The following is a 13,733-nucleotide window of genomic DNA, read 5'->3' as shown; positions in this document are numbered from 1 at the left end:
GTCAGCTCTCGTCTACAATACTGTTGCGCAGGATACCAATGCGCTCGATTTCGATTTCGACGATATCGCCCGGCTTCATCCAGACTGGTGGCTCGCGGAATGCACCAACGCCGCCGGTGGTGCCGCTGACGATTACGTCTCCAGGGGCCAGTTCAGTGAACGCGGTGCAGTACTCGATCAACTTGCGCACATCGAAAATCATGTCGCTGGTGCGCGTGTGTTGCATCACTTCGCCGTTCAAACGAGTCGTCAGTTCCAGGTCCTGCGGGTCGACGATTTCATCGCTGGTGACCATCCATGGGCCGAATCCACCGGTGGCCGGGAAGTTCTTCCCTGGAACAAACTGGATCGTGTGCTTCTGCCAGTCACGTACGCTGCCGTCGTTGTAGCAGGCATAGCCGGCGACGTAGTCCAAGGCGTCCTCCGGTTTGACGTGGCGAGCGGTCTTGCCGATCACCACGGCCAGTTCACCTTCGAAGTCAAGCTTGTGGGACACGGTTGGGCGAACGATGGGCTGCAGGTGTGCGGTCTGGCTGTCGGCAAAGCGGGTGAAAATCATCGGGTAGGTCGGCATGTCCCGACCAGTCTCGCGCACATGCGTGGCGTAGTTGATCCCGATGCAGAGCACTTTGCCTGGGTTGGCAATGACCGGCAAAAAGGTGATTTCACTCAATGCCAGGCGAGGCAGGTCTTTCAGCGCATCAGCCCCCAGTTCGCTCAGTCGATTGCGCGCGATGGCTTCTTTGAGGTCCGCACCCAGGTGAGACTTGAGTGATTCCAGGTCAATGACGTGGTCACCTTTAACAATGCCGTACGTGGAACGGTTTTGGTAAACGAAGCTTGCGATTTTCATGGGTATGCCTCTGGTTGCATCAATGATGTGTAACAGACTGTGAGGGTGTGGGTTGTTGTTTGCTCGCGGGGTCAAGTCGTAGCAAGGTAATCGCCGTCAGCGCGATGATTCCCGGAACCAACGCTGCGCTGAGGATCTCTGTCAAAACCCAGCCGGCTGCCAACATCAAGCCGCCGCAAACGGGCCCTGTAATGGAACCCACTCGCCCGACGCCAAGTGCCCAGCCGATGCCTGTGGAGCGTATTTCCTGTGGGTACAACTCGGCGGCCAAAGCGTTAAGACCTGCCTGCGCGCCTTGCACCAAAATGCCCAGCAACAACATTGCGGGGAAAAGCGAATAAATCGAAACAGGCAATTGGCTGAGCGCCAGCACGATTGCCAGGTAGCCCATGAATTCGATGGTCAATACGTTGACCGACCCCCAGCGGTTCATCAGCCAGCCTTGTACGACCGAGCCGATCACACCTCCCAGGCTGAAGAGAATGATGGCGCGAATGCCCATGCTCAGCGGTGCATGGGCTGCCACTAACAGCGTCGGGATCCAGCTCATGATGAAGTACAAAATCAGCAAGTTCATGGCATACGGCAGCCAAAGCAGCAGGGTGCGGCGCCACATGCCGGCTGTGAAAAGACGACTCAGGGAGGTAGAGGAGGTTGCCTGTTGGCGTAGTTGGCCAAGACTGGCGGGCAGTTCTGCGAGGTTGGGTGCGAGCCGTTTAATGATAGCGCTGAGGGCAGCACGACTGCCGGGTTGGCGACTGAGGAACTCAACCGACTCTGGAAGCCGCCACACCACAACGCCGGCGACCAGCAACGGCAGCGCGCCACCGATCAGGAAAAGGTTTTCCCACCCCCAGGTAGCGAGCAGTTGGTCGACCGTCAAGCCAGCCAGCATGGCGCCCAGTGGCATGCCACAGAACAGCAGCGTCAAGGCACTGCGCGAGTAACGTCGCGGGCTGTATTCAGAGATCAGCGCCACCAGGTTGGGAATTGCCCCGCCGAGGCCTATGCCGGTCAGAAAGCGCACGACGAGCAACTGCGAGACGTTGTTAACAAATGCGGTCAGTAACGCGAATGTGCCGAACAGCAGGATCGACAACACCAGAATTCTCTTGCGCCCCAAGCGATCCGCCATAGGGGCCAGTAGCAGTGCGCCGAGCATCAAACCAAATAAACCCGCCGCGAACACCGGTGCCAAGGCTTGGGGCGTTACGTTCAAGGTTGATGCCATGGCAGTCACCAGAAAACCGACGATCTGGGTGTCGAATCCGTCTAGCACTGCGACCAGTACGCAGAGGGCGAGCCCCTCCCATTGCAACCGGCTGACAGGGCGGGCGTCAACGACGTCGCAGAGGATATTGCTGGGTGTAGGCGTATGCATGAACTGGCCTCTTATTGTTTTTATTGTCTGGGCAGGCAGGTGCCCTTGACTGAGGCTAAATCTATTACGAAGCAAAAATCCTGTAAAGATAAAATAAACCAAAATCCCAAATAGCAGGAAATATGATATTTTGGTTTCTCGTCGGCATGCACCATGGCAATGAGAGCCGCGTGCGGCTGCGTTTCCCTCATCAGGCTGCGAATCTCAGTTCATCAAATGAATAAGTGGATCACTCAATCATTCGGTCGCTTGATTGGCCGTTTTGGCATGCAGCCCGAGCTTCAGTGGCCTTCTCGGTCAGCACTGATTTTCAGTCTGCACACAACCACGGCAGCTCTCTTGGCGCTGGTCATCGCTCAAATGCTGGACCTGCACCATCCTTGGTGGGCTGCGATGACAGTCTGGCTGGTGGCGCAACCTACGCGAGGCCTCTTGATCGAACGCATCGGCGCGCGGCTGATCGGTACGGTGGTGGGAGCCATGGCAGGTGGACTTTTGCTGACGGTGTTCTTTGATCAGCAGCACTGGCTAATGCTCGTACTGGCAGCCTGGATCGCAGCGTGCGCCGGGTATGGAAACCTGTTTCGACATTTTCGAAATTACGGTTTTGTGCTGGCAGGCTACACCGCAGCGATCGTCGCGCTGTTTGGTATTCAAGACCCCGTGCTCGATGTGGACCTAGCCCTTGGCAGAATCTATTGCACCGTCATCGGCGTGTTGGCCTCAGCTTGTTTTTCATGGCCGTTTACTGGCAAGTCCGCGTCCCTGGAATCCGTGTACAACCGACTCGATGCGCTGATTGTGGCCAGCGTTCGCTACAGCCTCAAAAGGTTGCAGGCAGGCACTGCACACGATGCCAAAAGTTTTAGTGCGCTGTTGCAGGAACTAGCGGCGCTTGATCTGTGCCTGGATGAAATTGCTGCAGGTTCTCGAACAATGCGTTTACGGGTCTTTCGCACTCGCGACACGCTGGGCGCGCTTGTCGATTTACTCGTAAGTAGCCATTTCGATGTTGGCGAAAAACTCCGATTTCCCTCTGACCTGTTGGTAGCAACTCATCCTGAATCGGCAGCTGCAATGGTGCTCGCGGTGATCAATGAGGTCCACAAAAACACTGAAAACCTTGCCGCAGGCACGCTGTTCGTTGAAAAATTACAACGCGTCTTTGCAGCGTTGAATGCTTGTGAAACGCCAGGCAGGGAAGCGTTGCAATCAACTCAACAGCGCGACTGGCACGCAACATGCCTCGCGGGCTCCAGATCCTTGATTGCGATGTCCATCGCCACCGCAATGTGGTGGGGCCTGGGTTGGTCAGACGGTCCAATGATGGTCATGACGGCCGTGTTGTTCGCCTCGCTGTTCTCCAGCCATAGCCACGCCAGTGCGGCGTTAAAAGACGTACTTGTTGGCTCGACCGCTGGAGCCGTTCTTGGCGTGATCTGCCGTTTTTGGCTGTTACCTGAAGTGGGAACAGTGTGGGAGCTGGCCTTGGTTATCGCACCATTTTTGATGATCGGAGCGTTGCTCATGGCTCGACCCGGTACAGCAAAACTGGCCATCGACCTGAACATGACCTTTTTGTTAATCGCTCAACCTGGATTGCAGGTAGACACCTCCCTTGAACATACCCTGTTGCAGATGTTGGCAATTCTGGGCGGGGTGTTCACTGCCGTGCTGACCTACCGATGGTTGGTTCCTTCATCGCCAGGCTCCCAGCGCAAGCGCCTGTGCAAGCGCATTGCGCGGCTCGCACTGAAGATCTCGGATACACCTGCCCCACCTGCTCAGGCACGAATTTATGATCAAGTCAGGGGTCTTCTGACAAGTCTGATCAGCCTCGAAAAAAAGGCCTCTCCACGGCTCATTGCTGCGTTCGAATGCGCAGCGATTGCTCAGCTTTTCGCTCACCACCGAACTGATGAACATCACACCCTTGCACTGCACCAGCAATTGGAAAACCTCGCGACTTCCAGGCTGGCAAGCAAGAAGAATACTGGCGCTGACCTACTTTGAATCAACCGGAGAACACCCATGTCTGACCGCCCAACACCGTGGCAAAACTTTACTGGCCAATACATCGCCGGGGCCTGGCGTTCCGGAAGTACGCGCAAGGTCTTGGAGAACCGCAACCCTTATGACAACGCCCTGCTGACCGAGCTTTCGCTGGGTGATGTTAGCGACCTCGACGACGCCTACCAGGCGGCAGCAACCGCGCAGAAAGCATGGGCGCAGACGTTACCTAATGAGCGCTCAGCCTTGTTCATGCGCGCCGTTAGCGTACTGGAAGCCAGGCACGAAGAAATTGTCGACTGATTGATTCGTGAGTCAGGCAGCACGCGTACCAAAGCCGAAATCGAGTGGTCAGCGGTACGTTCGACCATGATCACGGCCGCGGCCATGCCTTCGAGAGTCGTCGGCCGCATTCTGCCAATCGACACCCCCGACAAAGAAAGCCGCGTTTACCGTAAACCACTGAGTGTGGTCGGGGTTATCAGTCCCTGGAACTGGCCGATGCACCTTTCCAATCGGTCTATCGCACCAGCACTGGCACTCGGTAACGCCGTCGTCGTGAAGCCTGCCGACGATACGCCGGTGACCGGTGGTTTGTTGTTGGCGAAAATTTACGAAGAGGCCGGTTTTCCGCCGAGAGTTTTGAACGTGGTCGTGGGAGACGTGGCTGATTTGGGTGATGCCTTTACCCTGCACCCGATTCCAAAATTCATCTTCTTCACGGGATCGACTCGGGTCGGACGGCACATTGGCGCGTTGGCAGTCACAGGCCCGACGCTCAAGCGAGTCGGGTTGGAGTTGGGTGGGAATGCTCCGTGCGTGGTGCTTGATGACGCGGACCTCGATCTGGCGGTGCACGCCGCCGTTGTGAGGCGCTTCCTGCACCAAGGTCAAATCTGCATGAGCAGTAACCGGATTATCGTCGACGCCTCGTTGCAAAAGGATTTCGTCGAAGCGTTTGTCGAGCGCGTTCGCCAGTTGAAAGTCGGCGATCCTGACCTTGCAGATACAGTCATTGGCCCGCTGATCAACCGTCGCCAGTTGGAGGGCGCAGTGGCTCGGATCGAAGCGGCGAAAGCCGAAAGCATCGAGTTGTTGCTCGGTGGCGCTGCACACGGGCAGGTACTGCCGCCTCATGTGTTCGTCAATGTCGATAACATGAGTGACTTGGCCCAGGCTGAGCAATTTTGTCCTGTAGCGCCGATCATCACTGCGCGTGCCGAGGCACATGCGCTGGAGTTGGCCAACCAGACCGAGTTCGGCTTGTCGTCTGCGGTGTTCACCAAGGATGAAGGTCGGGGCCTGCGTTTCGCTCAACAGATCGAAGCCGGCATGACTCACATCAACGACATCTCGGTCAATGATGATCCGAACAACATGTTTGGCGGCGAGAAAAACAGCGGTATCGGTCGCTTCAAGAGCGAATGGATCATCGCGGAGCTGACCAGCGATCACTGGATCTCGGTGCAACACAAACGTCGCGCTTATCCGTTTTAAGGTCAGGGTTTTAGTGGACTGATCGTATGGCATGAATGCCCCTTGAAAGGGGCGTTCCTTCATACAAAGACTGCCCTGCAGCGATACGTTATTTGCAGGGCAGTCAGTTGTGCGTTGCTGTTGCCAGAACGCTCGGCTAGACCTCTACCGGTGGGTTATGGGATCCAGTTCCCATGAAAACCCAGCGGTATATGATGATCCAGCTTTACCCGTGCCAATGGTGCGCCCGTGAAGTCGCTCGCGTCGTGGATCACCAGTTCGCTTTTGTTTGTCTGGGGATCCCACCAGACGACCAGCAACCAACCATCGTCTTCACTCACCGCATCGGGTTTGGCCACGAATATCGGCTCGGCAGGGGACACGTCCCTGTCACCTTCCAGTGTTTGGTACTCGGTTTTGCCTGAAATAAAATCGTGCTTTATCAGGCAATTGAAATCGTGGCTGTCACTTTTGGGCTGGTGCACACCGGCAAAGTAGCCGTATTGGTGTTTTGCACCCAGGAGTTTTTCATTGATCCTAGGAAATTCGACGGAGAAATTTCCGACCCGTGCTCGTGTCATCTGACCGGCATCGAGATCCAGGGTCCAGCGGTACAGCACGGGAGGTGTGAACGGCGAGCGTCCAGCGTCAGGAAAAGGAAACGGAAAGAAATTCTCGACTTTTATATCATCGACAAACTGGAGGTCACTGACGCAGCCGTCGACGATTATTTTGCCATCTTCCTCGTAGGCGTTGACGAAGTGTGTGGTTTGGTAAGCTTCATCGGTGAACCATTGAGTTGCACCGGTCTGCCGATGGACCACCAGGGTTCGATTGCTCTGCTTTGGGTCAAACGTCCACGCAGATTTGCCTGCAGGAACTCGGTCGGGTGATTCTGGACGCCAGTTGATGGGCCCAAAGAAGAAGACAAAATGATTTTCAGTGAACATGAAGTCGTGAATATAGGCGGGGGCGTCAAGTGTAACGACGTGCTGTTTCAGGATGTTCCCTTGTTTGTCAGCCAGTGCACAGACGAATCGGCGGGTTTCGGGTTCGACCGTATACAATAGTAGTTCATTTTTTGCAGCGTCGGTATGGATATGCGCGGTAACCAGTGCATCAATTGCGCCGTGGAAATCAAAGGTACCAATGGTTTTCAGGGTGTTTCGGTCAAGTTCATAATAGTGTCCACCCGCCTCTTGCAGAGCCAATACGCGTCCGTCGATTTCCACGACATTGACGTTGGCTACTTGCTTGAAAGCAGCCGGCCCCTTTTCAAGCTGTGGTTGAGCTACTTCGTAAGACCCGTAAATACCGTTGTAGAGCGATCTGCCGGCTGCTTCTTCTTCCTTGAAACCATCGGTGCGCACCCATTTATTGCGGTAGTTGACAGCGCCGTTGCTGATATAAAACCCATGAACCATGCCATCTCCGTCGAACCAGTGGTATCGGTCAGGGCGAGCAGGCTCCCAACGCTGGTTGGATCCGGTTCGAAAAAGCACGCCCTCAAGTTCAGGCGGTACAGTACCTTCTATGCGAAGTTCATTGGCGATGATTTCGTTGGAGAGGGGTTGGCGAATACCTTGTAAAAAGGGGCTGCTATTGTTCCACATGATGTATCTCCCGAAGGCTAATAGGGGTGTCTTATTAAGGGTTAATAGATTGCTAGCCTTTGGTGTTATTGCTGTCTCCGGGTTGTGAGTACGAATTCTTATGGAGTGTTGGTACTGAGGTACATGCAGTTGTTTATGTTGAGCTCGTCACGGTTTATGTGGTCGCGCGATCAAGGCAGGATTGCAAAGAATACCTGCCGTTGACCTGCCTCAGGTTCGCGGAGTTGGTGTTTTATTTATACCGGCTTGCCAGACTCAACTATCCGTACAGACTTTTTGTGGGTAAATGCCAGGTAGCTGTATCGGCCGTGATATTCGCCCATCCCTGAACCGCCCACCCCACCGAACGGCAGGTATGGCGAAAACGCGTGCACCAGCACGCCGTTGACCTGAGCATCGCCGGCTTGAATGTGGTCGATGAGGGGGTTGGCATTGGCTATGTGGCCTGTGAACACATACACGGCCAGTGGTTTGGAGTGATGTTGATTGATGAGATCGACTGCGTTATCCACCGAATCAAAAGTCAGCACCGGCAAAATGGGCCCAAACAGCTCTTCGGCCATCAGCGCATCGTCCCATTGCACTTGGTCGACCACGGTGGCGCTGAATACGCGCCGTTCTGGGTCTGCATCGCCGCCGACCAGCACCTTGCCCGCGCTCTTGCTCAACAAGTTTTGAAGACGCGATACTTGTTGGCTCGTGACGACTTTTCCCGTGGAACCGATGTCGGGCAGGTCCTGCTGAATGCGCTGCGTCAGGCGAGTTAGCAGTTCATCCTTGATGCTGCTGTGGACGTACAAGTAATCCGGTGCGATGCAGGTCTGGCCGCTGTTGATGAACTTGCCAAACATCAGCTGCGACACCACCAGATCGACATCGGCATCGGCCAGGGCAATCAAAGGGCACTTGCCGCCTAGTTCCAGGATCACTGGTGTGAGGTGCGCGGCGGCTGCCTGCATCACTATCTTGCCGACGTTAGGGCTGCCCGTGAAAAAGATGAAATCGAACGGCAAGCTCAGCAGGTGAGTATTCTCATCGCGTCCACCCTGAACCACAGCTATGTAGTTGGGAGAGAACGCTTCCTGAATGATTTTCTCGAGGACCAGTGAAGTGTTGGGGGTGGTTTCGGAGGGCTTAAGGATGCAAGTGTTGCCGCCAATGATTGCGCCTATCAGCGGCGTCAGCGTCAGGTTTACGGGGTAGTTAAACGGCCCGATGATGTAAGTAACGCCAAAGGGCTCTTGCGTGACATAGCACTGGGACGGCGCAATCAGGTCTGCGGTGGGTACCGTTTCTGGTGTCGCCCACTCGTCAAGGTGGGCGAGGGCGAAATCGATTTCGTGGAGGACTGCGCCGATCTCCGCGAGGTCCACATCGGCCTTGGGTTTTCCTAAATCTTCGTCCAGTGCGACGTACAGCGCCTCTTTGTGATTGAGCACTGCCTGTTTCAGGCGCTCCAGGCTGTGTTTGCGAAACTCGATGGGGTGGGTTTGGCGGGAGGCGAAATAGGCACGCTGCGACTCGAATACTGCATCGATGGACTCGGAGCTTGGATAGTTCATGGGTTGTCACCTTATCGAATTCAGTGGATGTTTATGAGCGTCACGCAGATCAGCGAAAGTAATCTTCACAGAGCATTTTGGCAGCGTGCAGGGCCAGCGCCTGAGTGGGCGCGTTGGTGTTGCCGCTAGTAATGTTGGGCATGATCGAGGCATCGATGACACGCAGATGCTCCACGCCTTTCACACGCAGGCGACCATCAACGACGGCACCTTCGTCCTTGCCCATGCGACAGGTGCCGACCGGGTGCCACATGGTGGTGGCGACGCGTTTGACCCATTCGCCAATCTGCTCATCGGATTGCACGCTGGGACCCGGTGAGACCTCTTCGTCGATCACCGGCGCTAGCGATTCCTGAGTCAGGACATGGCGCATGGCTTTCACCGACTCAACGGCCACGTTCAAATCGTATTCGTGGCCGATGAAATTTGGGTTGATCAGCGGCATAGAGGTAGGGTCAGCGTCAGCCAAACGTACCCAGCCGCGGCTTTTAGGCTGAAGCACCACTAACTCGAAGGTCACGCCGGGGCGCGTACCGGTAGGGCTCAAGCCGTCTTTGGAAATGATTGGTACGTGATAGCACTGAACGGTAGGGTCGCCCTGTAAGTTCAGGGGATCCCAATAGCTGACCGTCTCGATGCCGCTGCCTGCGGCCGGGCCGTCTTTGGTCAGGATGTAGCGGATCCCTGCCTTCAGCGGCCCAAGGCCCTGGGCAACGCTTTGATAGCCCAAGTTCCCTTTCACATAGGCGCTGAGCGGTACGATAGGGTGGTCATGTAGGTTTTCGCCCACGCCGGGGGAATCGACCATCACCTCAATGCCGAATTCCTGCAACTGGGTCTTGGGGCCTATGCCGGAATGCATGAGAATCTTCGGGCTGTGTACCGCCCCGGCGCTGAGTATGACCTGCTTGCCCTGGATTTGCTGCGTAGTCCCGCCCTGGAGTATTTCGACCCCTACCGCGCGGTGGCTATCGATCAGCACCCGAGTGACCGTTGTGTTCGCCAGCAAGGTGACGCGGCCACTCTCCAGATGACGGCGCAGGTGCGCGACTACGGCACTGCAACGGCGACTGTTCTCGATGTTCGATTGCACCGGTGACACACCGATCTGGCTGGCGCCGTTGTAATCCGGATTGTAGGGCAGGCCGTATTCCTGAAATGCCTTCAGGCAATACTGGTTCAGTTCGTTGATCCCTTTGGGCAGTTGCACGGCCAGATTGCCTTGGGTGCCATGATGTTCATCATGGAACGTGTCGTTTTTTTCTTGCTCGATGAAGGCACGCCACATGCTGGCGTGATTCCAGTCCCCGTCGCCTGCGGTGGCTTCGTCCCACGCATCGAAATCGCGTTTTTGGCCACGCACATACGCCATGGCATTTACCGACGTGCCTCCCCCCAACACCTTGCCGGAGCGAAAGCGTCGCTCAGTACCATGCTGGGCGACGGTGGAATGGGTCCACACGTGTTTATCCTTGGCCAGGATGGTGCCGAAGCCGGCTGGAATGTGGATCAGCGGGTCGGAATCCTTGCCGCCGGCTTCGATCACGGCAATGCTGGCCCGACTGTTCTCGGCCAGATAACTGGCCACCACGCATCCGGCTGCACCACTTCCTACAATCAGCACGTCAAAGCTTTTAGTTGTCATATTTACCCACTGCGGATCGCTCTTGAACGGATGAGTATTGAGGGGGGATAGCGCACTGCCTATCAGACATCGCTATCAAAAGCCGAGATCAGGAATCGTTTAAGCGGGCGCTTTCGCTGTTCAGATTTTACAAATCTGAACAGTACAGTTGGACAACACATAGTACTTTGCCACTCTTTAAAAATCAAAAATAGCGCATTAAGATAAAAGTGCTCTATATTGTCTGAGCAAGCCTGCCTACAATCCGGCCAGGCAGGTCCGTAATGATCGATCTGACAAGAGGAGCCTCCAGTGCCCAAAACGCTGCTGCAAAAACTCTGGGAAACGCACGTCGTACGTCATGACTCGGACGGTTCTGCGATGCTTTACATTGATCTGCAGTTGATCAATGAAGTCACCAGCCCCCAGGCTTTTGAAGGTTTATCGGCAGCGGGGCTGAACCCTTGGCGAAGCGGCACGATCATCGCCACCTCGGACCACAATGTGCCGACTAGGGACTTGGCTCTGGGCATTCAGGATCCGGTAGCGAAAATTCAGGTTCAGACGCTTGAGCGTAACTGCGCTGACCTGAACCTGCGCCACTTTAAAATGGGTGATCAAAGGCAGGGCATTTTGCATGTCATCGCGCCTGAATCTGGCGCCAGTCTTCCGGGAATGACCATCGTCTGTGGCGACTCTCATACCAGTACCCATGGTGCTTTCGCGGCCTTGGCATTTGGCATCGGCACTTCCGAGATCGAGCACGTTCTCGCCACCCAGTGCCTGCGTGTTTCACCCATGGCGGCGATGAAGGTTCAGATCGACGGCGAATTGCAGCCGTTCGTGACCGCAAAAGACTTGGCCCTGAGCTTGATTCGCAAAATCGGTACTGCGGGGGCCACCGGTCATGCAATCGAATTCACCGGCAGCACGGTCAGTAGCATGTCCATGGAAGCGCGGATGACCCTTTGCAATATGGCAATCGAAGCCGGAGCTCGCGTCGGGCTGATCGGTGTAGACGAGACCACACTGGCCTACCTGCACGGCCGACCTCATGCGCCGCGAGACGCAGGCTGGGAGGCCGCCGCTACGTTTTGGCGCACGCTTCACAGCGACCCTGGGGCAATTTTCCAACAGGTGGTGAACCTGGATGCAGCAAAAGTTGCCCCTCAAGTTTCATGGGGAACTTCTCCGCAAATGGTGTGCGATGTTCTAGAAAAGGTGCCCGACCCCGCGGACGAAGTAGACCCCGCTAAACGTCAGGCCTTGGTCAGCGCGCTCGACTATATGGGGATTACAGCGGGCACAGCCATCGTTTCAATCGAGCTCGACAAGATTTTCATAGGCTCCTGCACCAATGCACGCCTCGAGGACCTGCGAGCAGCTGCCCAGGTTGTAGTCGGTCAAAAAGTATCCACGCGTATCAAACAAGCATTGGTGGTGCCGGGATCAGGACAGGTCAAAGCCATGGCTGAAGCCGAGGGCTTGGACAGGATATTCATCGACGCTGGGTTTGAATGGCGCGAGCCCGGTTGTTCGATGTGCTTGGGAATGAACGAGGACCGGCTGCTCCCTGGGGAGCGTTGTGCATCTACGTCCAATCGCAATTTCGAGGGGCGTCAGGGGCAGGGTGGCAGAACTCACCTCGTGAGCCCGGTCACTGCAGCTGCGGCGGCCCTGGCAGGACATTTCGTTGATATAACCGCTGCCCAGATAAGGAGTTGAAAGGCCGTGAAACCATTCAAGCAGTTTTGTGCAGTAGCGGCGCCGCTTGATCGAATCAATGTGGACACGGACGCCATTTTGCCGAAGCAATTCATGAAATTGATCAGCAAATATGGCTATGGCGATTACCTGTTCGATAACTGGCGTTATCTAGACCAAGGCCAACCTGGGGGCGACTGCTCGGTACGACCGCTCAACGAGCAGTTCGTGCTCAACCAGCCCCGGTTCAAATCAGCCCAAATCCTGCTGTGCCGAGATAATTTCGGTTGTGGTTCGAGCCGCGAGCACGCGCCGTGGGCCTTGCGTGATTTCGGGTTCAAAGCGCTGCTCAGCACCAGTTTCGCAGATATTTTTTATGGCAACTGCCTTAAGAACGGCGTGCTGCCCATCGTGTTGACCAAGGATGAAATGGATCACCTGTTCTCACTCGCGGCCCGTGATGCTGCGTTGCAACTTGAGATCAATCTAGCGGACCAAACCGTTTCCCAGCCTGAGGGCGTGATCTACCGTTTCGAGATCGATGCATTCCGCAAAAAATGCGTGATGTTGGGGCTCGATGAAATCAGCCTGACGCTCGCTCAAGCCGACGACGTGCGCTTATACGAAAGCAAGCGACGCGCCACCGAGCCTTGGCTGTTTCCAGAGAGCTGACGGCGTTGTGTATTTCATGATCCAGAAGACGCCAACACCGTCATTTTCTGCGTCATCTCGGCCCCGGCCTTCGCAACAATAGGCGCGAGCAGTGTTCTCACTTCCGGGGAGGCATCGACAACGGGTATCACGATGCTGATGCTGCCGATCACCCGTTTATCGTCAAAAACGGCGGCTGAAATACCCGCAGCGCTATTGCCCAATTCGCCTGAAGTGATGACTACGGACTCGTTTCTCAGCGATCTCAGTGTCTGTTTGACTTGCGCCCAATTGGCCCCAAGGCCAAAGCGCTCGAATTCGCCCGTTACGCCTTCGTAGTAGGGTTTGACCTGGCGCAATGGCAGGTGCGCCAGGATGACCTTTGAGGCTGCGCCTTGGTAAAGGGGCCTTGGGAGGCCGCGCTCATAGCTGATGTCTTGCTTGAAACGGGTGGTGAACTCCTCATGCACGCACATGACGTGCTCTTGGAAGTACCGGCATAAAATCGCGATGCTGCCAGCGGGGGCCGCATTCAGCATGTCACCCATGACCAACCTTGCAGCCTGGATCATCGGATCACCCAACCGCATTTTTCTATCCAACGCGATGATTGCTGGGCCCAGCACGTAGCGCCCCGGGATAAAGGCGCTGATGTATCCGGCACCCGACAGGGTTCGAAAGTAACGGTACGTATGGCTCGCCGATAGTCCTAACTCGATCGCCGCTTCGTCCACAGACCAATCAGATTTGCTGTCTCCACTGAACAATTCGAGCAGGCGCATCAAGCGATCCTGGGAGCTGCCTTTGGGATCTTCTGCGCCTGAGACTTGCATGGCTGACGCGCCGGTTACCTGCTGCT

At 55.8% G+C, this 13,733-nt stretch carries 9 protein-coding genes and 1 pseudogene; 4 read left to right on the top strand and 6 right to left on the bottom strand.

Annotated features, from left to right (window positions below; translation table 11 throughout):
* Position 1: 1 nt before the first annotated feature.
* Together GQ39_RS14990 and GQ39_RS14985 are read right to left on the bottom strand one after the other, a co-directional pair.
* On the bottom strand, positions 2–853 hold the full coding sequence (locus tag GQ39_RS14990; RefSeq protein WP_020300871.1) for a fumarylacetoacetate hydrolase family protein: 852 nt from the start codon (positions 851–853) through the stop codon (positions 2–4).
* A 19-nt stretch (positions 854–872) separates the two neighbouring features.
* The gene (locus GQ39_RS14985; RefSeq protein WP_047531094.1) at positions 873–2,234 is read right to left on the bottom strand and encodes an MFS transporter; all 1,362 of its coding nucleotides are present in this window, start codon (positions 2,232–2,234) and stop codon (positions 873–875) included.
* Between the two features lie 216 nt (positions 2,235–2,450).
* On the opposite strand from GQ39_RS14985, the gene GQ39_RS14980 reads away from it, so the two are divergent.
* Positions 2,451–4,247, top strand: a complete 1,797-nt coding sequence (locus GQ39_RS14980; RefSeq protein WP_161793935.1) for an FUSC family protein — start codon at positions 2,451–2,453, stop codon at positions 4,245–4,247.
* An 18-nt stretch (positions 4,248–4,265) separates the two neighbouring features.
* Positions 4,266–5,741: pseudogene (locus GQ39_RS14975) on the top strand (aldehyde dehydrogenase family protein).
* Positions 5,742–5,896: 155 nt separating this feature from the next.
* On the opposite strand, the gene GQ39_RS14970 reads toward GQ39_RS14975, so the two are convergent.
* The 3 genes from GQ39_RS14970 to GQ39_RS14960 form a co-directional block, all read right to left on the bottom strand.
* Positions 5,897–7,333 (bottom strand): carotenoid oxygenase family protein, encoded by a 1,437-nt coding sequence (locus GQ39_RS14970; protein ID WP_047531090.1) that lies wholly within the window; start codon positions 7,331–7,333, stop codon positions 5,897–5,899.
* A 236-nt stretch (positions 7,334–7,569) separates the two neighbouring features.
* Entirely contained in the window at positions 7,570–8,895 is a 1,326-nt protein-coding gene (gene mdlD, locus GQ39_RS14965) for an NAD(P)-dependent benzaldehyde dehydrogenase MdlD (RefSeq protein ID WP_047531088.1), read from the bottom strand.
* A 49-nt stretch (positions 8,896–8,944) separates the two neighbouring features.
* On the bottom strand, positions 8,945–10,540 hold the full coding sequence (locus tag GQ39_RS14960) for a GMC family oxidoreductase (protein WP_047531086.1): 1,596 nt from the start codon (positions 10,538–10,540) through the stop codon (positions 8,945–8,947).
* A 291-nt stretch (positions 10,541–10,831) separates the two neighbouring features.
* Between GQ39_RS14960 and leuC the strand changes: the two genes are divergently transcribed.
* Positions 10,832–12,244, top strand: a complete 1,413-nt coding sequence (gene leuC / locus GQ39_RS14955) for a 3-isopropylmalate dehydratase large subunit (protein WP_047531084.1) — start codon at positions 10,832–10,834, stop codon at positions 12,242–12,244.
* A gap of 6 nt (positions 12,245–12,250) precedes the next feature.
* A complete protein-coding gene (gene leuD, locus GQ39_RS14950; RefSeq protein WP_047531082.1) occupies positions 12,251–12,895 on the top strand; it encodes a 3-isopropylmalate dehydratase small subunit in 645 nt (214 codons plus the stop codon).
* A gap of 14 nt (positions 12,896–12,909) precedes the next feature.
* On the opposite strand, the gene GQ39_RS14945 is transcribed toward leuD, so the two are convergent.
* On the bottom strand, positions 12,910–13,656 hold the full coding sequence (locus GQ39_RS14945; protein ID WP_047531080.1) for an IclR family transcriptional regulator: 747 nt from the start codon (positions 13,654–13,656) through the stop codon (positions 12,910–12,912).
* Between the last annotated feature and the right edge of the window lie 77 nt (positions 13,657–13,733).

The sequence above is a fragment of the Pseudomonas sp. 11/12A genome, assembly GCF_000800055.1.
Taxonomy (GTDB): domain Bacteria; phylum Pseudomonadota; class Gammaproteobacteria; order Pseudomonadales; family Pseudomonadaceae; genus Aquipseudomonas; species Aquipseudomonas mohnii.
This window is presented reverse-complemented; position numbering and strand designations above follow the sequence as displayed.

What these genes read in the sequence shown, in the direction of transcription:
- GQ39_RS14990 (WP_020300871.1), bottom strand. Translation starts at nt 853, where the DNA reads ATGAAAATCGCAAGCTTCGTTTACCAAAACCGTTCCACGTACGGCATT.
- GQ39_RS14985 (WP_047531094.1), bottom strand. Translation starts at nt 2,234, where the DNA reads ATGCATACGCCTACACCCAGCAATATCCTCTGCGACGTCGTTGACGCC.
- GQ39_RS14980 (WP_161793935.1), top strand. Translation starts at nt 2,451, where the DNA reads ATGAATAAGTGGATCACTCAATCATTCGGTCGCTTGATTGGCCGTTTT.
- GQ39_RS14970 (WP_047531090.1), bottom strand. Translation starts at nt 7,333, where the DNA reads ATGTGGAACAATAGCAGCCCCTTTTTACAAGGTATTCGCCAACCCCTC.
- mdlD (WP_047531088.1), bottom strand. Translation starts at nt 8,895, where the DNA reads ATGAACTATCCAAGCTCCGAGTCCATCGATGCAGTATTCGAGTCGCAG.
- GQ39_RS14960 (WP_047531086.1), bottom strand. Translation starts at nt 10,540, where the DNA reads ATGACAACTAAAAGCTTTGACGTGCTGATTGTAGGAAGTGGTGCAGCC.
- GQ39_RS14945 (WP_047531080.1), bottom strand. Translation starts at nt 13,656, where the DNA reads ATGCGCCTGCTCGAATTGTTCAGTGGAGACAGCAAATCTGATTGGTCT.